Below are 26,256 nucleotides of genomic sequence, written 5' to 3'. Positions count from 1 at the left end.
CAAGTCCAATGGAGATCGAGATGATATGGATAACTCAACCTTAGAACGATTAAGGAGTTGATCAAACGAGTGTGGTGAAAATACTTGCAGTGGAGTAATTTGAAAAACCAACTGGATTCTAGAATATGCAGCTCCTTGAGAAAGCGGATTGTATTTCACAGTACCAGATATAGAGGGACACATGATCAGGTAGGAAAAGCGTGGATTACTTTTGATAATGAAATGATTCAAGATTTTTATACTATAAATAGAAAATATAAACGTAATACGCTTGCTTCAGAATTAAGAAAGCAAAGCCATTCAACGAATGATTCGGAACCTGCACAAAGAGAAAACTACTATCGTGCTTCTCGTTTTGCAGATAAAGAAATGGTAAGGCAAGGTATCCATAGTCAACATGAATTTTATAATGCTGTGGAAGAGTATCTTAACCTTTCCACAAATGAAGCCTTAACGTCAACAAATCCTATCATAAGAGCATTATCCATATTAGATAGGAGATTGGGAAAACGAAGACTGATAAGCATACGTGACGATCATCCCATCGTTAATAAATTACTAATAATAAGGCTTCTTGTTGAGTATTTCGACCTCCAAGAGATAAATTTATCCTGATGGGGAAAACCAGCCCGAACAATTTTAACAAGCCATCCTTAAACAGGATGGCCTTTTCTAGAGTGATGATATTCTGATTTTCTCAGCAGATAGGACTTATGTCTTTCACACAAACAAGAGTTGAATAGATTTAAGTAATAATTAAACCAGCAATCATGCCATAGATATCGAATGTTTACCATGATATTCATGCTTTCCCCTCCTAAGATTGATCACCTCTGGCTGGCTGCGCATTTACATCTACCTATATCCTTCGGAAGGATTTGTGAATTTTAGTCTGTTAACAAGAAGTAATTTTTATTAGATAGAATACGCGTGAGAGATGACGGGGTGGAGGAACAGCGACGGTCGATTTTCACATTCGGGACGAGCTTTGAAACGAAAAGTAAAGCATATATTCTTTTCGCTAAGCATATGGTTTGTTTAGGTTATTAGCCCATTATCTTGTTGAAGGCGGGATTTAGGCTGAAAGGGGGATGGAGCATGGTACCGAATAATTCACAGCGGAACGACACGGAACTAAACAATGAATGGATTCCGCTCACTCCTTTGGAGCAAATGGAACAAACCGAATATGATGTCCTTATTGTCGGTTCGGGAGCGGGAGGCGGGGCCGTTCTCTCCCGTTTATGCCGGAGCTGGGGGTTAAACGGAAAGAAAATCGGCATGGTCGAAAAGGGTGGATTGCTGCTTCCTACTCATTTTTACAATATTTCTACCTATTCTCTACCGCGCTTTAAACGATACTTTGATCAGGTCTCGTCTCCCGTAAAACAAACCCTCTTTAGAGAGCTGTTCGCCTTAGGAGGCAGAACGCTCGCATGGCAGCTGGTGGCACCGCAAATGCCTGCATCAGAAACGGTTGACTGGCCTGTTCCAGCTAAGGAGCTGGCTTACTATTATTCCGTCGCCGAGAGGGCAATGAGGGTTTCCTCATCCTACCAATCAGGCTCTTACTATACCTCTATTTTATTGGACCGTCTTCATGCATACGGGTTTCCGGAAGCCGTTTCTATGCCCATTGCGGTTGACCGAGAATCAACCAAATACGGGCAGCTATACTCCAATGCCGCTTTCAGCTCCATTATCCATCTTGCCGAGGCGTTAAACAGCAGGCCGTATGATCTGGCGGTTCATGCGAATGCTGTGGAAATTTTAACCGAAGGAAAACGGGTCGCAGGCGTAAGAGTAATGTCACCCGATAAGAAATCATATACGTTAAAAGCGAAAAAGGTCATCTTATCGGCGAGTACATTTCAAAGTCCGCGCCTTTTGTTAGCTTCCGGCATACCAGGCCAAGCCATTGGCCATTACCTGACTACGCATTCCCTGCTTGGATTGACGGGTTATTTCGACCGGAGGCAATTTCCCGAAGTGCTCGGCGCACTCGGTATTTTGCTGCCAGGTCAACCGGGTCGTCCTTATCAAGTGATGATAGGCGGTCCGCCGGAGGAATTTAATGCCTATCAACAGTATCTCGTTAAACCGCTGCAGGAGGAATTAAGAGTAGTTGCAGGCGCTTTTGGCGAAGTGGAATCACGTTATGAGAATCAGGTGACGCTGGACAAAATAGAAAAGGACGAGTACGGCGTCCCGGTCATTAAGGTGGACTTTTCATATAGCGAGAGGGATAAAGACGTTATCCGGCAAATGAGGCTGGGTGTCAGTCAGCTGTTCGCGGCAATGCATGCAAATAGGGTCGATCAAACGGAAGGGCCTCTTATCGAGGCGATTCATGACGGGGGGACCTGCAGGATGGGGGTTGATCCCGCCGTTTCTGTGACAAATCCCTACGGTGAGGTGCATGGAGTCTCCGGTTTGTTTATTGCCGATAATAGCGTTATTCCGTCCAGTGGAACCGCAAATCCGACGTTAACCACTGTAGCGCTGGCCATACGAACGGCGGATTATATTATACAAAGCTCAAGTCTGCCGCAAAGGTAAGGGGGGCTATCCATGACAAAGAAAAAAGCGCTCATTGTCTCGGGTGGCCTTGAGCCGCATCAGCCTCAGGAGGTAGGGGCGCTGTTGACGGGATTATTGCTATCCGAAGGCTTCGAGGTGGAGCAGCATACAAGCTGGGATGTAATGGACGATAAGGAAAAAATCGATCAGCTTGACCTTATCATCCCCAACTATACGGATGGGACGATTACAAAAAATCAGCTTGATAACTTCTTGCATGCGGTCTCTAATGGTACGGGCGTCGCTGGTCTGCATGGAGGGATGGGCTATGCCTTTCCATGTGAGCAGCGCTATCAATTAATGGTTGGGGGCGTTTTTGCCGCACATCCCAATTATCATTTTACGGTCAGGATCATGGATCGAAATCATTTTATAACCAAAAACTTGCCCGATTTCACTCTGACGACCGAGCATTATTTTATGCTGATCGATCCCTCTATTTGCGTCCTTGCGACTTCGTATTATAAATGTATTTCCCCGGAAGTATGGCGGCCTGTCATGATGCCGGTCGTGTGGATTAAGAACTATGGCAAGGGACGCGTTTTTTACAATGCAATCGGTCATACGGCGGATATCGTCAAGCTGCCGGAAGTGTTGACGCTTATGCAAAGGGGAATGTTGTGGGCTGCAAGGTGATTTCGTCTGGTTAGAATGCTCTTTGAACAAACCATACGAATCCAAAGAGTAACACTACAATGGATACACTCGGCATAAACCACTTATTTATGCTAACCAAGCGTTTACTTAAGAAGAGAAAAAGCGGGAAAACCAAAGATACAATAAGGATCTGCCCAACTTCAATCCCAAGGTTAAAAAACAGTAGTGAGACCGCTAAATGGCTTCCGCCTAAATTTAGTTCTGACAAGATTCCAGCAAACCCAAAGCCATGAATTAATCCAAAGGCGAAGGCAATCCAAGGAGCGTGTTTGGATTCGGGTTGGAAGATATTTTTGAGTGCGACATAGACAATACTTAATGCGATTGCAGATTCAACCAGTCTCCCAGGCAATTGAACAATATTTAAGGTTGCTAAGGCTAGCGTGATACTGTGAGCAATCGTAAAGGATGTAACGAGGTAAAAGATATGTCGAATCGTTTTGGCACCAATAAGTAAACTGATAACGAATAAGATATGATCATAACCCGTGAAGATATGTTTTAATCCTAACGAAAGAAATTGTTTCGCTTGGGTTATAAAACTCATCTCTCCAACGTTCAATTCTCTAACTTCATAGGTGAAAATAAACTCCTGTTGTTTTCCTCCCATCTGAACCTTTGCCATGTTCGCATGGCTCGGATCACTATCTTCAAAAAAAACGTTGTAATCAACTATTAAAATTTCAGGTTCTTTACTAATGGAGTAGGATAGCATGATATCAATAAATGGCCGGCCATTGACCAATGTAACATCCGCTTGATTGAGCGTTCCTTCAACGGGATGATTATTTGCGTATAAGAGTAGATGAGTATCCAAATATTGTTCGAGTGGAAACTTGTTTTGAGAGATGATTTTGTTTAATTCCTCAAGGTTGTCAATTTTCTGTTCATCCACCTCGAAACCAATGGCATGGCTTAGTTCAATGAAATCGAGTTGAAGCCGATAACTAATCCTTTGATCATGAACATCTATCGTAGAATAGCCCTCACTGTTATTGCTGTGTGCGCTCACATCAGGCGACGCGTTTACGAGAACAAGGCCTAATAATAAGAATAACCATGTAAACTTCAATGCTGGGACACATCCTTTTTGTACGTTCATAATGAAAGGACGAGGAGCGAATGAACAGGACTCCCCGTCTTTGACCAATAGAGTGCGTTTAATATTATTTCACATTCATGAAGATCGGATTGGAATAGAACCAAAGATCAGTCCACGGGTCTTCCCCTTTAGGATCAAGGCTTGGTTCAAGCTCACTGGTATTTGTTCCTCGAACTCGAAGATAGCTATCTTCGTCCACGTCTTTCAATTTATAGGTGATTGTCACATACTCGCCTTTTTGCTTCCAATCGCTCTTGTCGAACCTGGCTATGACTTTTGTAGTTGGGTTTACGGCCGTTGAACGGTCTTCCGCTATTCCTGTTATCTCACCCGTGATAAGATCCACGCGGTTCACTTTCGGATTATCGCCATGGCTGTTTTTTGCGTTCGGGTCTTTGAATGTAATGGTAACCGTCACATCGCTTTTACCGCTCTTCTTGATCTCTACTGTTTCACCGATGCTCGCACGGTTACCATTAGATTTCACATCTACATCCAATTCATTGACTAAACCGCCCGTCGTTACAAACACGCGACCGTTTCTTAATCCGTCCAAAATATCCGCATGAGTATTCTCTGCCTTCACATAGGTTTTGGAATACTCCCCTGGCCAGAAGTCACTGCCGCCATCACGCCAGTTTACATGGGAATCCGATGTAGACGTAATCCACCAGTGTCTTCCTTCGCCGAGCATGGAATCCCAAAGACCGCCCACTTTAGCGCTCATTTGATCAAAACCGCCCATGGTTGCGAAGTTGCCATATCCGCCTCGACTGCCATTCGGATCAATGGAACCGTCTGAATTGATCGCACCAGCCTGATGACCGGGTGCCCCTTCCATACCAACGGATACATTTGGTGCTGCATCGTTCCAATTGCGGAATTCTTGCGGAGTATCCTGGCCCCAAACGCTTGCACCGCTGGCTGAGCGGGCAGGGTGGTTTGCAAAAAGAACAGGAGGCTCAGCTAAATTTTTCATGTAGTTTAAAGCAGCGATCATATTGGATTCTGTATCCCGGCTCGGATCGGTAGGAAACGGATCGCGCTTATTAAATTTACTTTCGATATCATAAAGTATTTGTGATTCTTGATCATTCTTAGGAATGATTAAAGAACTGTGATCAGCTTGTGGAGTATCAAATTCCATGCCATAGAATAAAGTCAGGCCTGGAACAGCTTCACGTGCTTTGAGCACTTCGGGATAAGCTTGCTCTAAATTTACTTTCGAATGATTCGGGCCGCCGTGGTCGGTAGAGACCATCCAATCCAGTCCGTATGACTCTGCCATTTGAGCATTTTTAGTAATTGGGTAAATGGCATCTCCGCCTTTGATAGCGGTTGGAGGATTCGTAGTATTGTCCCATCCTACACTCCATTCACTATGAACATGGTGATCACCTGCGAGCCAAGAAAGGTTCTTGGTAATAGATTTTGCTTCCACAGTGGGTGTTTTGAAGCCGTTGTTAAAACCTTGCGCAGTTAACGCTGCCGTGGCTAGCACGGTTACCGCCAACATTGGCAAAGCCTTACGTTTCAATTTCAAAATCTCTCAACTCCTCTTGTTTTCTATGTTCGGTTTCTATGATAACTACAGTTTGTTATCTTAAATCATTCAATATGTTGTAATATTGTAAGCTCGTAAAGCATTCATCGTGTGAATGCAAAAAAAAGGAGCGTGAACATTTGCTGTTCACACTCCTTTTTATGCTGTCTATTATTGCTGTTCATCTTGATAGTACATATAGATTTTCCAGCTGTCGTCGTTCATTTTTTTCAAATAATAAATGCCGTCGGTTGCCACTGTTTCTGTGTTTGATTCATTGTCTATCGTCGTAGTTGCCTTATAGCTTCCGCCTGACGACTCAATGACGGCGAACCGATCCGATTTTTCTACGACGGTAAGTTTTTGATCGCTGATTTTTTCCATTTCAATTTCATAGCCTTGATCGATAAGCGCAAGCAGTTCTTCCGAAGAGGTTTTACTTAACGCTAAATAATAACCCGTATAAAATTGCGCATATGCAGCATCAAATTGATCGTATGTTTTTTCTTTGAATATTTGATTTTCCTTCTCCTCTGAACCTAAAACGGCAGCAGTGAGCAGGCTGTCTTCGGGGATTTCACTGTTTTGCAAATCTAAGGCACGCTGCAGCATGACAACAGCTTCAGATCGTTTTGCATTGGCGAAAGGCTTGAATTCCGTATTGCTCGCTCCACGCACAATGCCGGCTTGGCTTGCCTGCGAAATGAATGGTTTAGCGTAATAATCCGGTACATCGGGATAGGTGTCTCTCTCTCCTTCAAATTGTACAGAGGTAGAAAAAGCTCTAACCACTAGAGCAGCGATTTCGCCGCGTTTAATCAGTTGATTAGGCCCGAATTTCGTTTCGCCAATCCCGTTAACGATACCTAATGAGTTGGCAATCCGAACCGAATCGGCGTACCATTTTCCTTGCTCGACATCCGAAAACGTTGTTCCAGACGAGTCACTTGTCAAATCTAATGCGCGAACCAAAATCGAAACAAACTCCGCACGGCTTATTGGATTATTTGGCTTTACCGTTACCAGTCCTTCTTGATCCACATAGCCCCGCAGCAAATCTGCATTCACAAAATTGTCCAGCTCATAATATGCCCAGTGTTCTTCTATATCTGTCGGAAAGTACATTTCCAAAGGGGATATTTCGGCCGCCTTTACTTGTGTGGAATACAGGGGAGAAATCAGAAACAGGGATAGAAGGAAGAAGATTGAACTGCGAAAATAAACATTTTTCATTTTGATGTTCCTCTCTTGGTTGAAGAAATTTCCTCTATGAGAATATCAAAATAAAATAGCTTATTCTAGTGGGAAAATAAGGGTAATACAGAGCGTATAGCTATGTAGGAGAAAGCGGAGAAACGATAATTAACCAAGGCGCATTAACAACTGAAGAGTTGGAGCATGGGTTAGTGTTTACGGAGATAGAGGATGACGATCCCATACTTCCCGATGAAGAACATGTCTTGTTAATCGCTAGAGAATGGACGATTGATCCAATGATGCAGCAAACAAACTTGGAGCTTGGGGTAGGATTTGTCGGAGAAAGAGTATGAAGATATTTTTTGAGAACCAGAAGAGACCAACCGATTGCCGCAGGAATATACAATTTCTTCAATTCCAATGAATTATCGGAATTGTGCATTCCGTGGAGGATGTATCAATTGAGCAGCCCCTTCACTAGGGTTATGATGACCGTGACTATAAGCAGAAGGGGGCGGGAGAGATGATATAGCCGCTGAATCATCTTAAGTGAATGACATGTACTTGTTAGGAGATGAATTTCAAAACAAATTTTTGAAAGCGATTACATTACTCGTTTAGCGGAGGTGCAAGATGAAGAGGTTTTTGGCACAAATTATTTGTATCGTTCTGTGTTTTTCTATAATCCCGCTCCAGAATTCCACGGTAAAAGCGGCAAGTCCCGTACTGCCGGCATTTCCAGGTGCAGAAGGTTTCGGATATGCTGCCTTAGGGGGGCGCGGCGGCGAGGTTTATCATGTCACGAGCTATGAGCTTACAGGACCAGGAACATTCTATGATGCGCTTACGACAGTGGGGGACACGCCTCGCACGATCGTATTTGATATTTCGGGAGAAATTACTACGCCCCAGATTATATTAAGAAATAAGTCCAATATCACTATAGCGGGGCAGACTGCGCCGGGGGACGGCGTAACCATCCGTTCTAACAATATTCGTTTCTATGACTGCAGTGATATCGTCATTAGGTATTTAACCTTTCGGATGGGTGAGCTAAGCGTTAAAGATGATGCCATGTATTTTGAAGACTGCCAAAATGTGATCATCGATCACTCTTCGTTTTCATGGGCGACGGACGAAGTCTTGTCCATAAAAAGCAAGGATTACGAAAATCCCAGATCGAAAAACATAACGGTTCAGTGGTCGATTATATCGGAGGCTCTTCTTACCCATTCTATGGGCGGGCTGATTGAAATGAATACCATCACCATGCACCATAATCTCTATGCGCATAATAACGACAGAAATCCGAAAACGAAAGGACAGATGGACTTTGTTAACAATGTCGTATACAACTGGGGCCAGTTTCCGTATGTAGCTGGCGGGGAATCCGGTACCAAAGGGTACGGCAATGTCGTCGGGAACTATTTTATTGCAGGTATTAATTCGGTAGACCCCCAATACGCGATTGTGCGCGGAAACGAGAACTACAAGCTTTATCTCCATAACAATCTGATCGACAGCAATAAAAACGGCATTCTGGACGGTACAGATACGGGGGCGGGCATGATGGAGGCTGACAGGCCGAGCATTATGGTGCCAGAGCGGTTTGAATATCCCCTCGTCCATACGGAATTGCCGGAAGCTGCATACAACCATGTTTTGAACCACTCCGGATCGTCTCTGGCAAGGGATGCGGTTGATCAGCGGATTGTTGATAATGTAAGGAACCAGACCGGAGCGCTTATTGGGCATGAGAATGATGTAGGCGGGTATTCTGTATTGAAAAAAGAAACAGCCCCAGCCGATACGGACCGGGACGGCATGCCCGATGCCTGGGAACAAGCCAAAGGATTGAATCCGAATGATTCGAGCGACGGAAACGGTGACAGCAATGGAGACGGCTATACCCATCTGGAGGATTATTTGAATGAGCTGGCGGCAGTCGGCTTCCCTGCGAATTATCCCTTAACCCCCGCAGCATGGTCCGGTCCGCCGTTCATACCGCCGACAGAACCGGCACCAACGCCCGTTCCAACGCCAACAGCCAGTATGGACGGGAAATCGGTCAGAAATGTCGTCATAAACGATAATAGTAAAAACGGAGGCGTAAATGCATCCAAATGGTCAGTTCAGCAAAATTTTCAGCCGGGAGACGTGGAGTACGGAGATCGAACGACCGGCTCCAAAATTTACAAGCTCGTAACCATTCCGGATGCGCTGAAAGGCATGGAATGGATTCGGGCAGCGATGGAGTCTAGAAGCTCTGCAAGCAGCGACCTGCTTTCCTTTTATCTGGCTGCCGATGCGGATGTATATGTGGTTTACGATACGAGGATTCCTGAGATTCCTGCATGGTTATCCGCCTATGAGGATACTGGTGAGACGATAGAGGATGATCAACCGGTGCAGTACCGGCTATACAAGAAGCATTATTCTGCAGGGTCATTGGTAACGATGGGGGCGAATGGCAGCACTTCGAAAGGCAGCTATTATGTTATCCTAAAGCCGACAAATCCGCAAACAGAACCTCCATCCGGCGGTCCATCCGGGTTTACGGCAGCTTTCGCAGCAGGTACCTCTGTTTCGCTAAAATGGTCACCGGCGAGTGACGCGGCTTCTTATCTTATCTATCGTTCCTCTTCTGTTAACGATGTTTTTAAAGCCGTTGCCAGTTCCGCAGCGGCAGAGTACGAGGATACGGTGATCGTTCAAGGGATTACCTATCAATATAAAGTGTCAGCTGTGAATGCCGGAGGCGAATCTCCATACTCCGATATTGCGGAAGTGGTTACTTTTGATCCTGCGCATCCCGTACCACCTGTGCCTGCGGGGTTAAAGGTATCCATAGCAAGGAGCATGAGTGTGGAGCTTAGCTGGGCAGCGGCGGACGGAGCCACAAGCTACAACATCTACAGAGCGGCAGCTCCGGAAGGCCCTTACCATAAGGTTGGCAGTTCGTTAACAGCAGAATATACCGATAAAACGGTGAGTCCTTCCTCTGCCTATTTCTATAAGGTATCGACGGTAGGAATTGGCGGCGAGTCAGGCAAGTCAGACAGCGTGAGTGCCGCGACTAATCAGCCAGTGCTTCTTCCGCAAGTACCTTCAGGCATTCTAGCAGGTACAGTTACGACCTCCGCTTTCGAAATGCAATGGAATCCGGTAGAAGGGGCAGAACGTTACAACCTTTATAGAAAAGGAAATAGCGAAAATGGTTATGCCCAAGTAGGCAGCAGTGAGTCGGCCGACTTTATCGACGACGGCATTAGTGTGACGGAGACAGGCTACAGCTACAAAATAACGGCTGTGAACGAAATGGGAGAGTCGGCACAAAGCGATGCTCTTACTATTGCAGTGCCCGTTCCCTCCGCTTCTTCCGATCTGATTACTGGATTAGTGGGTGAATCCTTCGTCGGGCTCATCTGGGCAGCCCATGGCGATGCAACTCAATACAACATTTACAGGGAATCCGTTGGCGAGAGTGTATACAATCCCGGTTCGGCCAAGGTAGGGGCGTATTATGACCGCACGGTAAAGCCTGGTGTCGATTACACCTATTACATCGTAGCCCAGAATGCCAGCGGAGAATCAGAAAAGTCCAATACCGTAAAGGTTAGGACATTGGGGACGCCCGCAGTACCGGATAATACGGGCCAGCCTGAGGCAGGAACTTCCAACCCGGTCTTAGACCCCAAAACAGGAGAAGCAAAGTTGATACTGGCAATGGAAGACATGACAGATGCTTTTGAACAAGCAAAAGTGGATAAAGACGGCAATAAGCTATTCACATTCGATATCCCTAAGGTAGAAGGAGCAAAGGCCTATACCGCGGTGCTTCCTGCCGAGTTTTTCACCAAAACCGATGCAGTCCGAAAAATAGAAATAAAAACAGCACTAGGAACAATAGTCGTGCCGGCGGGGATGCTCACGGGCGCTGCTGTCTCTGCCAAAGAAATCGGCTTAAGCATCGGTATCGGGGATATAACGGTTCTTCCTTCACCGGTAAAGGAGAAAGTTGGCCAAAACCCGTTCATCTATTTGAATGTAATCGCAGACGGGAAAAAAATAGAATATAACAATCCAGAAAAGCCCGTAATCTTATCTGTACCTTACAAACCGACAGCCGAGGAATTGAAGAGTCCGGAGCATATTACGGTATGGTTTATAGACGGACAGGGAAATACCCAGCCTGTACCTAGTGGAAGGTATGATACGGCAGCAGGAAGGGTCGCATTTGCAGCCGCCGGGACGGGGACATTCGCCGTAGTGTCTGTTTTTAAAACCTTTGCCGATCTAGAACGGTACGCATGGGCAAAAGATTCGGTAAACATCTTGGCGTCCAAAGGCATTATTAATGGAACCGGAGAGAATACGTTCGAACCCGCTGCCGCGGTTACCCGAGCAGATTTTACCTTATTACTGATCAAGACGCTTGGACTAACGGCAAAAGCCGATTCGAATTTTGATGATCTGAATACAGAAGACTATTACTATGAAGCCGTAGGTATCGCTAAGGCGCTTGGTCTTGCAAAAGGAAAAGGCGAAAACCGCTTTAATCCGGAAGAGCCGATAGCAAGGCAGGATATGATGGTATTGACCGCAAGAGCTATGGCAATCGCGAAGAAGCTAAACATAACCGGAATGGATAACAGCCTAGATAACTTTGCCGACCGGGAGGATGTCGCAGACTATGCAGCAGAAGAATTAGCCAAAATGGTTAAAGAAGGCCTTATTGCTGGAAGCGGAGGCAAGCTTCAACCTCTTGCGAATACGACCAGAGCAGAAGCCGCAGTCCTTCTTTACAGGGTATACAATAAGTAAGCGGATAACGATCGAACAAGCCGGAAAATAGGATAGGTGATTACTATACGCCCCAGAAGACTGCCGAAGGAATCTCGGCAGTCTTCTTTTGTATGCGGAAGTTACCACGCATGCGGCAGGAGAAAAGGACGAAGCCGGAAATGTCGTCCGGCGTCAACAAACCAATCCGCCACAGCATCAACAAATCCGCTGAAGCCTTGCTGCTGCGGCTTTTTTTATGCTGGAGGAAGAGCATCCGAACGGTGGGGAAGCCGTATTTATTCATCAACTTATCGCGGGTTGAGTGCGCTATTCGTCCAATTTGGGCGGGATCGCGGATTTGTGTGTGCCATGTTGAATTGATCAATTGTTTATAGAGTGCTTGAACAGGTAAGATGGCGGTACAAGAAGCGAAGGAGGTTCACGATGGCAAATACGCAAGATCATTTGGAGCCTGGCTCCACTCGCGTATCGATCGGGAGATTCAACTTGATGGAGAATCGTTATCTCGTTAATATGCGTAAGTATTGGATGCTCTACGTCATGATACTGCCTGGCATTATCTATTATCTCGTATTTAAATATTTACCGCTGGCCGGCAGCGTGATCGCGTTTCAAGACTATCAGATTTTTAAAGGCATGCTGTCTAGCTCATGGATTGGACTCGACAACTTCAAATTTATTTTCACGTATGAAGACTTCTATTTAGTATTAAGGAATACGGCGACAATCGCCCTTTATCAACTTGTATTTGGGTTCCCGGCACCGATTATCCTCGCACTTCTCTTTAATGAAGTCAGGTTGATGCTTGCCAAACGGGTCATGCAAAGTTTATTTTATCTCCCGCATTTTCTATCCTGGGTCGTCGTAGGGGGCATCGTATTCGAATTGCTGTCGAGTCAGGGCGTCATTAATATGATGCGAGGATGGTTCGGGCAGGAAACGATTCTGTTCATGCAGGAACAACGATATTTTCGCGCCATCGTCGTCATCTCCGGCATATGGAAGGATGTAGGCTGGGGAACGATCATCTACTTGGCCGCGATCGCAGGCATTAATCCGAGCTTATATGAAGCGGCCGTCATGGACGGGGCAAACCGGTGGAAGCAGACGATTCATATTACGCTGCCTACTATGTTCCCAACCATACTCGTACTGTTCCTATTGAATATTGGGAATTTCTTGGAGCTTGGCTTTGATCAGATTTATAATTTATTGACGCCGATGACGTATTCGGTCGGTGACATCATCGAGACGTATGTATACCGGGCGGGCGTGCTGCAAGGGCAGTACAGCGTCACGACAGCGATCGGATTATTCCAATCGGTCATCGGATTCGTGTTATTGTGGATATTTAACCGCATGGCTCGAAAAACAGAACAGGGGTTGTGGTGATGAGAAGGACTACAGGAGATCAACTATTCCAGTTTTTCAATTACGCGTTTCTAATCGCAGCAGCTGCCACAATGCTGCTTCCGCTCCTTCAGCTGCTGGCCGTCTCCTTCAGCTCGCCGATCGCGGCGGATTCCAAGCAGGTGTTCCTGTTCCCGGTTGAATTCACGACGGCATCCTGGTCGCACATTTTGCAGAATACGGGACTGTGGAGGTCATTCGGTATCACCGTTTATATAACGGTGGCCGGAACATTTCTGAGCATGCTGTTCACGGTGCTGACGGCTTATCCGTTATCGCATAAGCAATTTCTCATCCGCAAGCAGATCATGCTCGGTATTATCATTACCATGATCTTCAATGCGCCGATGATCCCGTTCTTTCTGACGGTGCGTGAGCTTGGCCTGATGAACTCGCTATGGTCACTCATTTTGCCGGGGGTGATCGGTACGTTCAACATGATCATTATCCGTACCTTCTTTATGGGTATTCCGAAAGAGCTTGATGATTCTGCAAGGATCGACGGCTGCAATGAGGCAGGCATCTTATTCCGAATTTATTTGCCGCTCTCAAAGCCGGTTATGGCCACCGTAAGCCTGTTTTATGCGGTAGGTTATTGGAATACCTTTCAGCGGGCGGTGCTGTTCATCCGCGATCCGGAGAAATGGCCGCTGCAAACAAAGCTTCGTGCTTATTTAACCTCGCCGGAGGAGCTTGCCGCAGTCAATCTGGTTCTTGGCGACTACGATTTCAATACGACAACGTTGAAAGCGGCCACAATTTTATTCGCTACGATCCCGATCGTTCTCGTATATCCTTATTTGCAAAAATATTTCGTGAAAGGCTCGATGCTGGGCTCCTTGAAAGAATAACGGGTCTTAAGGCGGAAGAAAAAGCGGTATGAGGCCGGATCGCCGGCTTGATATATAGCATTAATACACTTAAAAGGGGGACTGAACACATGATGAAACATGTATTTGGAAAATCGGTCAAAGTATCCGCTTTGGTATCGCTGCTGGTCGTTTCGATCCTCACCGGCTGCTCCAACAATGGAGAGAAACAAACGGCTTCGGTGAATGACGCGGAGAAGAACAAGCCCGTTACGGTGAAAGTATTCAAAAGCCATATGGGCGTAGGAACCATTCCAGACAAAGATAATGAGCATGTGAAATATGTGGAGGAGAAGACGGGGGTCGTATACGAACTGGTGACGACGGCACCAGGTTCGGAGCCGACGGAATTTCTGAATTTGATGATAGCTTCCGATGACCTGCCGGACATTCTCCGTCCGATTGGGGGCATCGAGCAGACGTTAATCAAGCAAGGCGGCGCTTTGGCGCTCGATGAATTGCTGCCAAAGTACGCGCCTAATGTTTGGAAGAACATTCCGGAAGAAGCATGGGATATCGTAAGATCAGCTTCCCCGGACGGCCATATCTACTACGTGCCAAAGGTGTTTCTCGTACCCGAGCGGGCGCCGATGATCCGTCAGGACTGGCTCGACAAAGTAGGATTGTCTATTCCGAAAACAACAGAGGAATATAAAGAGGTGCTGCGGGCATTCCGGGACAAGGACCCGAACGGCAATGGCAAAGCGGATGAGCTGCCTACCTCTGGACGCGAGTTTGGAAAGTGGATGGACCACCTGTTCGGCATGTATGGTGTCGCGATGTGGGAAGGCGTACCGGAATGGGATATCTATGAAGGAGAGATTCAATACGCAGGCGTTTCGAAAAATATGAAGGCCGCTATCGCCTATATTCGCGAGCTATACGAAGAAAAGCTGTTAGACAATGAGACGTTCCTGAACAAAGGCGATGTTTGGCAGGCCAAAATCAACAATAACTTGGTCGGCAGCTGGTATCACCTTCCGGCTAACCTTCGCGACCGCTATACCGCGATGCTCAAAGGAGCGCCGGATGCTTACGTAGTCGGAATGCCGGTACCTAAGGCTGAAGGTTTTGAAGGTTTTGTTACGCAGAAAAGCATGGGCGAGCCAGAGTGGATGATTCCGACTGTCGCAAAGGATAAAGCTGAATATTCGCTTAAGCTGCTCGATTTCTTCTATGACCAAAGCAACGATGAATTCATTCGCTTTGGCATCGAGGGGCAGCAGCATGAAGTCGTAAACGGCAAGAAGGTCATATTGCCTCCGGAGGACAGCCGCCCGATCGCGCTTGGGATGCGCAATCTGACAACCAAGGAAGACATGGATGTACGGATCAAGGAGACGATCCCGGAAGACATGCAGAAGATGGTTCAGGATGTTTTCGCGGTCAGCACATCCGATGCGCGTCGAATCGCCGGCGACGGATTGCCGAATACGGTGTACGAAGGCTTCCCGGATATTCAATCGCATAAGCTTTTCCAAGAATATCTGACGAAGATCGTCATTGGCGAATGGCCGTTAGAGAAATTTGACGAGTTCGTGGACCGTTGGAATAAAGCTGGAGGCGAGGCCGTCACCAAGCGTGTTCAAGAATGGTATGCGAAAGTGAAGAAATAAGCATCTGCGGCAGTCTTCATGATCGCGTAAATGCAAGAAAGGATTGGATCAGATGAGAAAACGATACGCCATTTGCGGAGTGAGCGGACGTGCGCTGGGCATGTTCGCCAAGCCTATCCTGACTACTTTCGCCGGTAGCTGCGAGCTTGTCGGCCTGCTCGACCGCGATCCGATGCGCTTTGAGCTGTACCGTTCGAGATACCCGGAGCATGCCGGCATAAGAACCTACGGCGAGAACGAGTTTGATCGTATGGTGGATGAGACGAAGCCTGACGTAATTATCGTCGCAGGCCGCGACGACACGCATGCGCAGTACTTGATTGCCGCACTTGAGCGTGATCTAGACGCCATTACGGAGAAACCGATGGTGACGACCGGGGCGGACAGCAAGCGCGTTATCGAAGCGGAGAAAGCGAGCAAGGGCTCTGTCATTGTGACATTCAACTACCGTTATGCCCCGATTCATACGAAGATCAAGGAGATTATGCAGGATGGGAAGCTTGGCAGAATAACGTCGATTGACTTGAATTGGTACTTGGATACGTATCACGGCTCCAGCTACTTCAAAAGGTGGAACCGGGACCGCGAGTTGTCGGGCGGTTTGTCCGTGCACAAGAGCACGCATCATTTCGATTTGGTCAATTGGTGGATTGATCAAAGGCCGGTAGAAGTATTCGCATTTGGCGCTTTGAATTATTATGGCGCCGAGGGCGAGGCGAATCCGAAGAAGGAGGACGGGCGGTTTTGCAGCACCTGTGCACATACCGAGGATTGCTCATATTACTCGCGGTGGAATGCCCGCAGCCGGAATCTTAAAGTGCCGGATGATCATCTTGGGTCTCTCGAAGCAGGAAAGCCTTCGGCGTTTCCCTATTCGGATTACCGTCCGGACCGCTGCATCTTCGATTCGGAAATTGAAATTGAAGATACGTATACCGCGACCGTGAAATACAGCGGCGGTGCGCTGCTCAGTTATTCCGTTAACTTCTCGCTGCCTTATGAAGGCTATAGGTTGGCCATTAACGGGACGAAAGGGAGGCTCGAGACGGTGGAATATCATATGCCTGGCAGAACACCTTTCCCTACGCCTGTCCAAACGATCGACTACTTTCCATTGTTCGGCTCGAAGGAAACGATACATGTCGTGCACCGGGAAGGCGGACATGGCGGGGGCGATCCGCTGCTGCTGGAAGACCTATTCATGGGCGAGGACCGCAGACGGCCGTTCCGTATCTTGTCGGGCGCGGTTGACGGCGCTTATTCGGTGGCGACGGGCGAAGCGGTCTGGCGTTCGGTGAAGGAGCATCGCCTGGTTACGATCGAGGAGGTAATGGAAAGCGGTACCGGCAACTCTGGCAGTGGATCGCAGGAACGTCAAGAGAGCCTAAGCGGCCAGGGAGGAGGAGTGTAATGGCAGTGAATTTAAACCGTTACTTCGATTCGATGGAGAGCATAGCCTCGCAGACGGAGGGCGGCAGCATTCCCCATGTGCTAAAGGTCATCGCTCAGCGGTATGTCGGCGACAATCCGCCGCATGAGCCGGTGTATCGGGTGACGCGGACCAGCGCGATTCGCAAAGGAGCGGATCATTTATATGAATTTCCGCTGCAAAGCATGTTCAAGGATATGGAAGAGGGCCAGCGGGTTTACGCCTGGGCAAAGCTTTGGATCGAGCAGCCGCAGGAGTTCATCTTCCATCTTCGCTGCTTCGGGCCAGTGAGGCTGTACCATAATGGGGATCAGCGCTTCGGATCTTCCCCGGAAGAGGAAATTTCCGAGGCGGCGCAAGGAGCAACCGCGCTGCCGATCAAGCTGAAGGTGAATCTGATACGGGGTTGGAATCACTTTGTTCTGGAGCTGGGGAAGGGCCGGGAAGGGAACTGCGGTGCAGCCTTCGGAACTGGCAGCCGCAAAAATAAGCCTTTTCACTTTCTGGCGCCTTCCGATGAGCGGGAAGGGGAGGAGGGCTGGATCTATACGGCGCCGTCGGCCGAGCCGCTGAATCGCATCCCGGGCGCGAATCAGGCGGAGGCAGCCACCGGAGCGGAATGGCTGCCTGTGCGTGAAGAGGGGAAAGGGCGTTTGGATCTTCTATATGGCATGCAGCCTGGGTATTCGGCGTATGCATGGACGACGATCGCCAACCGTACCGCCTCAAAGCAGCAAGTCACGATCGCGGGAACCGCCTATGGTCCATTACGGTTATTATGGCAGGGAAAAGAAGTGTACGCGGTTCAAGAATCCGGAGACTTCTCTTTCGAGCTTGACGCAAACCCGGGGATCAGCGACCTCATCGCCCAGTGCCGCTGCGATGGGCAAGGATGGGGCTTTCAGATTGGGGACATTGCAGCGCCTGGCGTTGAACTGGTTCTCGGACGCCGCATGCATGGCTATAAAGGTCAATGGCTGCTGCTGGGTCCGCTCTCGCCGGAAGCGAATATTAATCCGGCTGATTATCTGGCACTCGACAAGGTGGCAGCGGACCTCCGCATGAACGTCTTCTGGACGACGGACCAGCCGGGAGCAAATGTGCGTCCATTTCTCGAAAACGAGCTGTACGGCCGTTGGAATTATCCGCTTGGCGTCACGCTGTCCGGGCTGCTCGGTACGGGCGGGCTGCTGCAGCGCGAAGAGCTGGCGGTTTACGTTGCGGGCCATGTCGAGTTCGCGACATCGACTTATGCATACTCGCTGTGGGACCGCGAGCGTTTCGGAGCAGCAGGCTTGAATAATCAGCTGTCGCATATCGACAGCCTGGATGATTGCGGTTCCTTCGGAGCGTTGGCGATTTTGGCTGAACGGTTCCGTCCGCTTAAAGGCTCGCGTGCGGTGGCGGATGACATTGCCCATTATATTATGAACGTTCAGGACCGCATGGAGGACGGCGCGCTTTACCGCAAGGTCGGTGTCTCGCCAAGCATGCATAACACGATGTGGTGCGACGATATGTACATGAGCGTTCCTTTCCTGTGCAGGTATGCTGAGCTTACCGGCGATCCGGGCTATAGGGATGAAGCCGCCAGGCAGCTTCTGCTTTATAAGAAGTATTTGTACATGGCGGATCGGCAGGTCATGTCTCATGTGTATGATGTTCGCAATAGCAAGCCTTCCGGAACGGTCTGGGGCAGGGGCAACGGCTGGGTGTTTTTCTCGCTGGCCGTATTGCTCGAAGTATTGCCTAGGACGCATGAGAGCTATCCGTCCATTCTCGCTTTCTACCGTGAACTGGCCGAAGGATACCGCAGGCTGCAGGGTAAGCATGGCCTGTGGCATCAAGTATTGGTCGATGCGGAGTCGTATGAGGAATCCTCGTGCACCTCGATGTTCATCTACGGTTTTGCGCTTGGGATTCGCCATAGCTGGCTCGAGAATCCAGAGCCGTACATTAAGGCGGCGCTGGCCGGGTGGCAGGGATTATGCGAGCGGGCCGTCGACAAAAGAGGAAATCTCTACGGCGTATGCAAGGGCTCCAGCTGGTCATACTCCCATGCTTACTATAAGCATGATTTAGGCTGGAATTTGAATGATACGCATGGCATCGGCATCGTACTGCTAGCCGGCATTGAAACGCAGCGAATGAAAGAATGGTTGATAGAGAAGCCTTGAGCGGGTCTGGAGTGTGGGTAAGAAGATCGGGCTGAGTATGTTGCGAGGGCAGGATCACGTTATAATAGAAGGATCCTCGGCATAAGGTGGGATTTACCGTGACACAGTCTATCAAGAAATGGTTGAAATATAATCTGGCACATACCCAAGTTAGGCTCGTGCTGATTTTGACCGTTTCCGTCTTTCTCATTATTCTGGCTGTAAGTCTGACCTCGTACAACACGTCGAAGTCGGTGATGCAAGAAGAGCTCAGCGAATTGCAGCGTCAGATGCTGAAGCTCGATATGAACGTGATCGACGAGTTGGTCAGCGAGAGCGACAAGGTCGCGATTCAAGTCGCTTTGAGCGATAATGTCTACAAGTTTTTGACCAGCAAAGTACAGGGCTCTTATATGAATATTACGGAGGCCTACCAGTTTCTATCGACATTAATCAGCAATTCCAAGTATATCAAAAGCATTTATGTCTATGATCTTAACCGGGAGAGCTTCCTGGCGATTCCGCAGGGCTTCAGCTCCAATAGGCTGACATTCGACGATTCAGACTGGACCGGCGTAGTTTCTGAATTCGGGGAGAGGACGACGCTCATTAAGAAACGGATGGTGCCTAAAGGGGCAGGAGCCAAAGGCTCTAGCGTTACGCTGTTCCGTAAGATCATGATTCAAGGGGAGTTCAAAGGAATCGTCGCCATCAATCTTAAAAACGAGGAATTATTCGCTAAGCTGAATCCGCCAATCATGAACAATTTGAACCGGATGCGATATTTCTCGACGAGCATGACGAACTGCTCTACTCTGTTTCGAACTATGCGTTCGATCAAGAGTCGGTAGACCGCGCGATTGAGACGCTGAGAGAGGACGATGGCGGGGATATCACAATCCAGAATCGCCAATTGCTCATTAATCAGCTCAAATCGCCTGTAACGGGATGGAGCTATGTGTCGATCGTTGAGCAGGACAGCCTGCTGGCCAAGTCCAAGCGGGTGGCGAAGGTGGTTCTTCTGGTATCTATTGCGGCTCTAGGGCTTGGCGGGGCGACGATTTTCTATATTAATGCGGCGGCTTTCCGACCCGTGCGCAGGCTGAAGCAGCTCTTCAGCAGGTATGACCGCAAGACGAGCGGTCCGGAGGGCATGGATCTGGAGAAGCTTGCCGGTGAATTGCTTACTAATCACGCGCATCTGGCACAGCTTGTCCGGGAGTCGATGTCGGAGGCAGCCTCGAAGCTGCTTACTGATATTTATTCCGGCAATCTCAGCGGGAAGCGGGATATCGAAGAGAAGTGGAACCGTTATTTCGGAGAATGGACGGCGGCGCCGGTGACAGTGGCCGTTCTGTCGATCGACCGTTACGAGGAATGGTCCCGTACCTTCACCGGCGGCGATCATTCGCTGTTAAAGTTCGCTTTGGCCAATATTGTGGCCGAACTGTTCGAGCCGCAGTGGCGAATTGTATGCGCCGATTTCGGAACGGATAAGACAGCAATCTTGCTGCAGCCGCGTGTAGAAGGGCTGCGCTGCGAGAGCAAACTGGCGGAATCGCTAGAGGTAGTGTCGCGTTTATTGAAATTCAGCGTATCGGCGGGGGTCAGCAACACGCAGACGGATATTACAAGATTGAAGCAAGTGATGCTGGAAGCGGAGAATGCGCTTACATACCGGTTGTACCAAGGTTATGGACAGGTAATCACGTTCCAAGAGGTGTCCGGGCATGAAGTGAACGAACCGCTGCAGCATGAAAGCGCGCTGGATGAATTGATCGGCGCTATAGAAATAGGCGATGAGCCGGGCTCTCTGGAAGCAGTCGGTCGAATGACCGATAATATCCGCACTCAATATGGGTACCCATCGGAGGCCGTATCATTCCTGCAGTCGGCCATCGAGAGGATCGAGCAAATCCGGCCAGCCGCCGACGGCTCCTATTGTCAAACCCATGTCCGGTTCGATACCCTCCGTCTGGAGGATATCAAAGGTGAACTGGAGAGCCGGGTTACCCTGCTGGCGCAGCGATTCCGCCGATTGGCCGAGAGCAAGGATTTTATTATGTGCCAACGGATGATCGACTACTTGAAGCAGAATCTTAACGAGCCGATCGGCATACCGGAAATCGCGGAAGCGATTGGCATTAGCAGCAGTCTTGCCAGCCAGCTGTTCAAACAAGAAACGGGCGAGACAATCTATAACTATTTGACCCGTCTTCGTATCGAGCGGGCGAGTGAGCTGCTGCTGAAGACGGATGACCGCATTTCGGATATCGGTCTGATGGTCGGCTATCAACATGAGAACAGCTTTATTCGCAGCTTCCGTAAATACAAAGATATTACCCCGGGCAAGTTCCGGGATATGATGAGAACTCGGATGGATTTTCCGTTCGAATAATGATGGGTTGGGCGGCCTCTGGGTTCCAGCAAATAGGAGGAGCCAATGGACAGACGACAGATCGTGGAACGCCATCAACCGGAGTTGAATAAATGGGACCCCGTGTCCCCGTTTTCCGTAGGCAATGGGGAGTTTGCCTTCAGCGCCGACATTACCGGCCTGCAGACTTTTCCGAATCAATATGAGGTGCCGCTGGGCACGCAGTCCAATTGGGGATGGCATTTTACAGGCAGCCCGGAGCGGTTCACCGAGCGTGATGCCGCGTACCAGAGCTACGATACGTATGGAAGAACGGTCGGGTATGCAATGAAGCCGGGAGACAAGGCAGAGGCTTACCACTGGCTTCGTCAGAACCCGCATCGCCTGCAGCTTGGCCGCATTTCTTTTCGATTCTTATGTGAATCGGGTGAAGAAGCACAAGCCGCGGATATAACGGAAATCAGCCAAAAAATGAATCTATGGTCAGGCATTTTGACAAGTGAATTTGCCGTGTGCGGTGTACCGGTTCATGTCACGACGGCCTGCCATCCGACGATTGACGTGATCGGGGTCAATGTCGTTTCGCCATTAATTCAGCAGGGAAGGCTGCAGGTATTCCTTCGTTTTCCTGCGCCGGATATGACTTCTACCACATGGGCCAAAGCCGTATTCCCGGATCTGGGCAATGACGACAGGCATCTTTCGGAGCTGGGCGAGTCAGGCGTGAATAAGGCGAATATCGTAAGAAGCATGGACGAGGACCGCTATGAGGTCAGCTGGTCCTGGAGTGCAGGGAGACTGGAGCGGACCGGCGTGCACGAGTTTACGCTGCTGCCGGATGCCGGTACCGATTCGCTGGCATTCGCAATCGGTTTCGCGCAAGAATCGCCGCAGACGGCAGAGGTTGACGCTATCCATGCCGCAAGCGCGCGTCACTGGGAGTCGTTCTGGATGAGCGGAGCGGCGATTGATTTCTCCGGAAGCGCCGATCCAAGAGCCTATGAGCTGGAGAGGCGCGTCGTATTGTCGCAGTTCTTGCTTGCGCTGCACAGCGGCGGCTCGCTGCCGCCGCAAGAAACCGGCTTGATGTACAACAGCTGGTTCGGCAAGTCGCATCTGGAGATGCATTGGTGGCATGCGGCTCATTTTCCATTGTGGGGCAGAGAGAATTATTTGCTGAACAGCATGGATTGGTATGAGCGAATCTTACCGGTGGCGCGCGAATTGGCGCTGTCTCAAGGTTATGAAGGGGCGCGTTGGCCCAAAATGGTTGGCTTCGACGGCAAGCCTTGCCCATCCCCGGTTGCAAACGGGCTCATCTGGCAGCAGCCGCATCCGATGACGCTCGCCGAGCTTTGCTATCAGGCGGACCCGTCGAGCGCTACGCTGGAGAGGTTCAGCAGCATCGTGTTCGAATCGGCTGATTTCATGGTTTCATTCGCCCACTGGAATGAAGAAAAGCGAGTTTATGATCTGGGCCCGCCACTAATTCCGGCGCAGGAATGCCATTCGATGCAAGACAGCAAAAATCCGCCTTACGAGCTGGAATACTGGAAATACGGCTTGGAAATTGCGATTCACTGGGCGGAACGCATGCAGCAGCCCGTGAACCCGCTTTGGGCAGAGGTTGCCGGTTCGTTAGCCGAGCCTCCGCAGGCGGAGGGCGTATATCTAGCCCATGAGCTGTGCCCGGAAACATTTCTGACGAAAAATCGCGATCATCCGTCCATGCTGGGGGCACTCGGCATTTTGCCGGGCACGCTAATCGACCGCAAGGTCATGCTGAACACATTGCTGAAGGTGAAGGAAGTATGGATTTGGGAATCAGCATGGGGCTGGGATTTTCCGATGTGTGCCATGACGGCCGCTAGACTCGGAGAACCGGATCTCGCGGTGGATTTCCTGTTGATGGATGCTGCCAAAAATACGTACCTAACCAACGGACATAATTATCAGCGCCCCGGCTTATCCGCTTATCTGCCGGGCAACGGCGGGCTGCTGGCCGCGGTTGCCATGATGGCTGCTGGCTGGAAGGATAACGAAGCGGGAGAATCAGCGGCTAATTCGGCTGATCATAATCCGGGCTTCCCGCAGGATGGAAGCTGGTCCGTGAAATGGGAAGGGCTGAAGCCCTGGCTGTAGAGGTTTGTAAGTTCTCAAAATTCAGGAGGCGAGAGCATGTCTGCAAAAGGAACGGTGTGGCCCTCGGAACGGAAGACGGAGACTGATCGGCTCACAGGCCTTGAAGTAACGCAATTAACCAATTATAAGGCGCATAGCTATCATTTATATTTTACGGAGAACGGTTGGTATGACGGAGAACAACGGCTGTTGTTTATCTCGGACAGGGGAAATTGCGCGAATCTGTACAGCCTGCATGTGAACAGCGGTTTGATCACCCAGCTGACGGATTACAAGGATGTCGATCGATTGGATGCTTGCCTGCTGCCGGACGGAAGCGCGGCGTTCGTCAAGATCGAACGAAGCCTTATTCGCCTGGATCTGGAATCGCTTGAAGAGAAGCTGATCTACGAAGCGCCGGAGGGCTATCATCTAGGCAATGCGAATGCGACAGCCAACGGCCAGTTCGTTATGACCTGCGTGCAAGAGGATTTGTCGCATCGCATCCGGCTCGATCTAGGCAACGGCTATGTCGGCCATCGGGAGCTGATGGAGGCTGCGCCCCACAGCATGATCGTACGTATTGATGCACTGGCAGGCGGCGGAGAGAAGGTATATGAAGCGAACCGGTTCATTACCCATATCAATACATCCCCGAAGGAGCCTTGGCTGATGACATTCTGCCACGAAGGCCCATGGCATCTGGTTGACCATCGGATTTGGGGGCTGGACCTGCGCACCGGCCAGGCTTGGAAGATCAGGGAGCGGCTGGAGGATGGCGAGAAGGTTGGGCATGAATTTTTTTATCCCGATGGCGTAACGGTCGGCTATCATGGATTCCGTGCGGATGGTACCAACTTTTTCGGTCATATTCGATATGACAATACGGGCATGGAAGAGACGGAGTTCGGTTTCGACACTTGGCATGGATACGCGGATGGATTGGGGCAGGCGATCGTGGATGGCAAGGGAGCGGTCAAGACGCTGAGCCTATGGCGGAAGATTGACGGCGTATATGAGGGCCCGCGCATCCTGTGCGAGCTGCGGTGCAGCTTTCATTCGCAGAAGGTGCATGCCCACCCGCGTTTTAATGCGGACGGAAAAAGGCTGATCTTCACAAGCGATAAGAATGGATATGGCAATTTGTATTTAGTTGAGATTCCAGAAGAATTTAGTTCTTTGCCGTTGATGGCAACGTAACCGAAGGAGGGGAAGGCTTATGAACACCGCAACTGAAATTGTTAGTGCCGAACGTATTTCCGTTCGGGTCGCCAAAACGATCCTGTCCCAAAGCCAAGACGGCTATCACCCGAATATCGCCAATAAATGGGGCTATGTGGCTGGCATGGCGCTGACGGCGATCGGCCGGCTCGGCGACTGGACGGAAGAGTCCGAATACCAAGCAACGGTGAAGCGGCATATGGACGTCTTCATCCAAGAGGACGGCTCCATTCGCGGCTATAAGCTGGAGGAATACAATCTCGACCATATTAACGAAGGAAAAAACCTGCTGAGACTATGGAGAGAGAGCGGCGATTCTAAGTATGAGCAGGCGGCTCGGCTACTTATTACCCAATTGATCGGCCAGCCCCGTACGGAAGAAGGAGGATATTGGCATAAGAAAATATATCCCTTCCAAATGTGGCTGGATGGACTGTACATGTCTTCTCCGTTCATGGCCGAGTTTGCCAAGACCTTTGGCGAGAGCGGTTGGTTCGATGAAGCGGCGCATCAACTGCTGTTGATCGAACGGCGTACGCGCAACCCGCAAACAGGATTGCTGTATCACGCTTGGGACGAGAGCAGGGAGCAGCGCTGGTGCGATGGCAGCACGGGCCGCTCCCGGTATGTGTGGGGGCGAGCGATGGGGTGGTACGCCATGGCGCTCGTAGACTCGCTTGAGCATTTTCCCGTTCATCATCCAAAACGCGGACACCTGATGGGGATTTTCGAGCGGATGGCGAATGCCTTGCTGCGCGTACAGGATCAGGAGAGCGGCGTATGGTACCAGCTGCTGGACTGCAACGGCCGCCAAGGAAACTATTTGGAGTCGTCGGGCTCGTGCATGTTGACGTATGCCTTGGCTAAGGGCATTCGGCTCGGCTATTTGGCTGAGATTGACAGGCAGGCAGTGGAGCGTGCATATGACGGTATTCTTGAGCGCTTCGTAACCGAGGATGAACAAGGGGTTCATCTCCATAGCATTTGTAACGGGGCCGGCTTGGGTGGACGTAAGTATCGCGACGGTTCCTATGAATATTATATGAGCGAGAAGGTCGTAAGCGATGTGCTGATGGGCGTCGCCCCACTGCTGCTGGCGAGCGTCGAGCTGGAGCGGCTTCGGGGGCAGACGGATTCGGACACTATATAAAGGTTGGTAAGCGGGAGATCTA

The 26,256-nt window shown here is 49.6% G+C and carries 19 protein-coding genes; 15 read left to right on the top strand and 4 right to left on the bottom strand.

Annotated elements, in window-relative coordinates; all coding sequences use genetic code 11:
• The first annotated feature begins 99 nt into the window (after window positions 1–99).
• The 3 genes from RCO25_RS18110 to RCO25_RS18100 all read left to right on the top strand — a co-directional run bounded on the left by RCO25_RS18110 (window position 100) and on the right by RCO25_RS18100 (window position 3,216).
• Window positions 100–615 (top strand): SF0329 family protein, encoded by a 516-nt coding sequence (locus RCO25_RS18110; RefSeq protein WP_308997551.1) that lies wholly within the window; start codon window positions 100–102, stop codon window positions 613–615.
• A gap of 483 nt (window positions 616–1,098) precedes the next feature.
• Window positions 1,099–2,559 carry a GMC family oxidoreductase gene (locus RCO25_RS18105; RefSeq protein WP_308997550.1) on the top strand — a complete coding sequence of 487 codons (1,461 nt, stop codon included), beginning with the start codon at window positions 1,099–1,101 and terminating at the stop codon, window positions 2,557–2,559.
• A 12-nt stretch (window positions 2,560–2,571) separates the two neighbouring features.
• The gene (locus RCO25_RS18100) at window positions 2,572–3,216 is read left to right on the top strand and encodes a ThuA domain-containing protein (RefSeq protein ID WP_308997549.1); all 645 of its coding nucleotides are present in this window, start codon (window positions 2,572–2,574) and stop codon (window positions 3,214–3,216) included.
• Between the two features lie 10 nt (window positions 3,217–3,226).
• On the opposite strand, the gene RCO25_RS18095 is transcribed toward RCO25_RS18100, so the two are convergent.
• From RCO25_RS18095 to RCO25_RS18085, 3 genes are all read right to left on the bottom strand, one after another.
• Window positions 3,227–4,309, bottom strand: a complete 1,083-nt coding sequence (locus RCO25_RS18095; RefSeq protein WP_308997548.1) for a HupE/UreJ family protein — start codon at window positions 4,307–4,309, stop codon at window positions 3,227–3,229.
• Between the two features lie 94 nt (window positions 4,310–4,403).
• A complete protein-coding gene (locus RCO25_RS18090) occupies window positions 4,404–5,882 on the bottom strand; it encodes a CehA/McbA family metallohydrolase domain-containing protein (RefSeq protein WP_308997547.1) in 1,479 nt (492 codons plus the stop codon).
• Between the two features lie 171 nt (window positions 5,883–6,053).
• Entirely contained in the window at window positions 6,054–7,115 is a 1,062-nt protein-coding gene (locus RCO25_RS18085) for an S-layer homology domain-containing protein (protein ID WP_308997546.1), read from the bottom strand.
• 173 nt (window positions 7,116–7,288) lie between these two features.
• Between RCO25_RS18085 and RCO25_RS18080 the strand changes: the two genes are divergently transcribed.
• Entirely contained in the window at window positions 7,289–7,432 is a 144-nt protein-coding gene (locus RCO25_RS18080; protein WP_308997545.1) for a hypothetical protein, read from the top strand.
• A gap of 280 nt (window positions 7,433–7,712) precedes the next feature.
• Window positions 7,713–11,903, top strand: coding sequence for an S-layer homology domain-containing protein (locus RCO25_RS18075; protein WP_308997544.1), 4,191 nt, complete (start codon window positions 7,713–7,715; stop codon window positions 11,901–11,903).
• 43 nt (window positions 11,904–11,946) lie between these two features.
• On the opposite strand, the gene RCO25_RS18070 is transcribed toward RCO25_RS18075, so the two are convergent.
• The gene (locus RCO25_RS18070; protein WP_308997543.1) at window positions 11,947–12,249 is read right to left on the bottom strand and encodes a hypothetical protein; all 303 of its coding nucleotides are present in this window, start codon (window positions 12,247–12,249) and stop codon (window positions 11,947–11,949) included.
• Between the two features lie 125 nt (window positions 12,250–12,374).
• On the opposite strand from RCO25_RS18070, the gene RCO25_RS18065 reads away from it, so the two are divergent.
• The 10 genes from RCO25_RS18065 (at window position 12,375) to RCO25_RS18020 (ending at window position 26,234) form a co-directional block, all read left to right on the top strand.
• Window positions 12,375–13,277 (top strand): ABC transporter permease, encoded by a 903-nt coding sequence (locus RCO25_RS18065; protein WP_308997599.1) that lies wholly within the window; start codon window positions 12,375–12,377, stop codon window positions 13,275–13,277.
• Window positions 13,277–14,146 (top strand): carbohydrate ABC transporter permease, encoded by an 870-nt coding sequence (locus RCO25_RS18060; protein WP_308997542.1) that lies wholly within the window; start codon window positions 13,277–13,279, stop codon window positions 14,144–14,146. The genes RCO25_RS18065 and RCO25_RS18060 overlap by 1 nt, the downstream gene beginning before the upstream one ends.
• Window positions 14,147–14,235: 89 nt before the next feature.
• Window positions 14,236–15,780, top strand: a complete 1,545-nt coding sequence (locus tag RCO25_RS18055; RefSeq protein WP_308997541.1) for an extracellular solute-binding protein — start codon at window positions 14,236–14,238, stop codon at window positions 15,778–15,780.
• A gap of 52 nt (window positions 15,781–15,832) precedes the next feature.
• The gene (locus tag RCO25_RS18050; protein WP_308997540.1) at window positions 15,833–17,191 is read left to right on the top strand and encodes a Gfo/Idh/MocA family protein; all 1,359 of its coding nucleotides are present in this window, start codon (window positions 15,833–15,835) and stop codon (window positions 17,189–17,191) included.
• Window positions 17,191–19,386, top strand: coding sequence for a glycoside hydrolase family 88/105 protein (locus RCO25_RS18045; RefSeq protein ID WP_308997539.1), 2,196 nt, complete (start codon window positions 17,191–17,193; stop codon window positions 19,384–19,386). The genes RCO25_RS18050 and RCO25_RS18045 overlap by 1 nt, the downstream gene beginning before the upstream one ends.
• Window positions 19,387–19,484: 98 nt before the next feature.
• Complete coding sequence (locus RCO25_RS18040) at window positions 19,485–20,216, top strand: hypothetical protein (RefSeq protein WP_308997538.1); 732 nt, start codon at window positions 19,485–19,487, stop codon at window positions 20,214–20,216.
• A 107-nt stretch (window positions 20,217–20,323) separates the two neighbouring features.
• Window positions 20,324–21,763 (top strand): helix-turn-helix transcriptional regulator, encoded by a 1,440-nt coding sequence (locus tag RCO25_RS18035; RefSeq protein ID WP_308997537.1) that lies wholly within the window; start codon window positions 20,324–20,326, stop codon window positions 21,761–21,763.
• A gap of 45 nt (window positions 21,764–21,808) precedes the next feature.
• Entirely contained in the window at window positions 21,809–23,884 is a 2,076-nt protein-coding gene (locus tag RCO25_RS18030; RefSeq protein WP_308997536.1) for a glycoside hydrolase family 65, read from the top strand.
• Between the two features lie 36 nt (window positions 23,885–23,920).
• A complete protein-coding gene (locus RCO25_RS18025; protein ID WP_308997535.1) occupies window positions 23,921–25,063 on the top strand; it encodes an oligogalacturonate lyase family protein in 1,143 nt (380 codons plus the stop codon).
• 19 nt (window positions 25,064–25,082) lie between these two features.
• Window positions 25,083–26,234 (top strand): glycoside hydrolase family 88/105 protein, encoded by a 1,152-nt coding sequence (locus RCO25_RS18020; protein ID WP_308997534.1) that lies wholly within the window; start codon window positions 25,083–25,085, stop codon window positions 26,232–26,234.
• Window positions 26,235–26,256 lie beyond the last annotated feature (22 nt).

Origin of the sequence: Paenibacillus sp. LHD-38, from assembly GCF_031157315.1 — a bacterium.
Taxonomy (GTDB): Bacteria; Bacillota; Bacilli; order Paenibacillales; family Paenibacillaceae; genus Pristimantibacillus.
Note: the sequence above shows the minus strand (reverse complement) of the source record. Positions and strands in the feature narration are given on the sequence as shown.

Bases quoted from the DNA above. Each gene is read 5' to 3' on its own strand.
- RCO25_RS18105 (WP_308997550.1), top strand. From the start codon at position 1,099: ATGGTACCGAATAATTCACAGCGGAACGACACGGAACTAAACAATGAA.
- RCO25_RS18100 (WP_308997549.1), top strand. From the start codon at position 2,572: ATGACAAAGAAAAAAGCGCTCATTGTCTCGGGTGGCCTTGAGCCGCAT.
- RCO25_RS18085 (WP_308997546.1), bottom strand. From the start codon at position 7,115: ATGAAAAATGTTTATTTTCGCAGTTCAATCTTCTTCCTTCTATCCCTG.
- RCO25_RS18075 (WP_308997544.1), top strand. From the start codon at position 7,713: ATGAAGAGGTTTTTGGCACAAATTATTTGTATCGTTCTGTGTTTTTCT.
- RCO25_RS18065 (WP_308997599.1), top strand. From the start codon at position 12,375: ATGGAGAATCGTTATCTCGTTAATATGCGTAAGTATTGGATGCTCTAC.
- RCO25_RS18060 (WP_308997542.1), top strand. From the start codon at position 13,277: ATGAGAAGGACTACAGGAGATCAACTATTCCAGTTTTTCAATTACGCG.
- RCO25_RS18055 (WP_308997541.1), top strand. From the start codon at position 14,236: ATGATGAAACATGTATTTGGAAAATCGGTCAAAGTATCCGCTTTGGTA.
- RCO25_RS18050 (WP_308997540.1), top strand. From the start codon at position 15,833: ATGAGAAAACGATACGCCATTTGCGGAGTGAGCGGACGTGCGCTGGGC.
- RCO25_RS18045 (WP_308997539.1), top strand. From the start codon at position 17,191: ATGGCAGTGAATTTAAACCGTTACTTCGATTCGATGGAGAGCATAGCC.
- RCO25_RS18030 (WP_308997536.1), top strand. From the start codon at position 21,809: ATGGACAGACGACAGATCGTGGAACGCCATCAACCGGAGTTGAATAAA.
- RCO25_RS18025 (WP_308997535.1), top strand. From the start codon at position 23,921: ATGTCTGCAAAAGGAACGGTGTGGCCCTCGGAACGGAAGACGGAGACT.
- RCO25_RS18020 (WP_308997534.1), top strand. From the start codon at position 25,083: ATGAACACCGCAACTGAAATTGTTAGTGCCGAACGTATTTCCGTTCGG.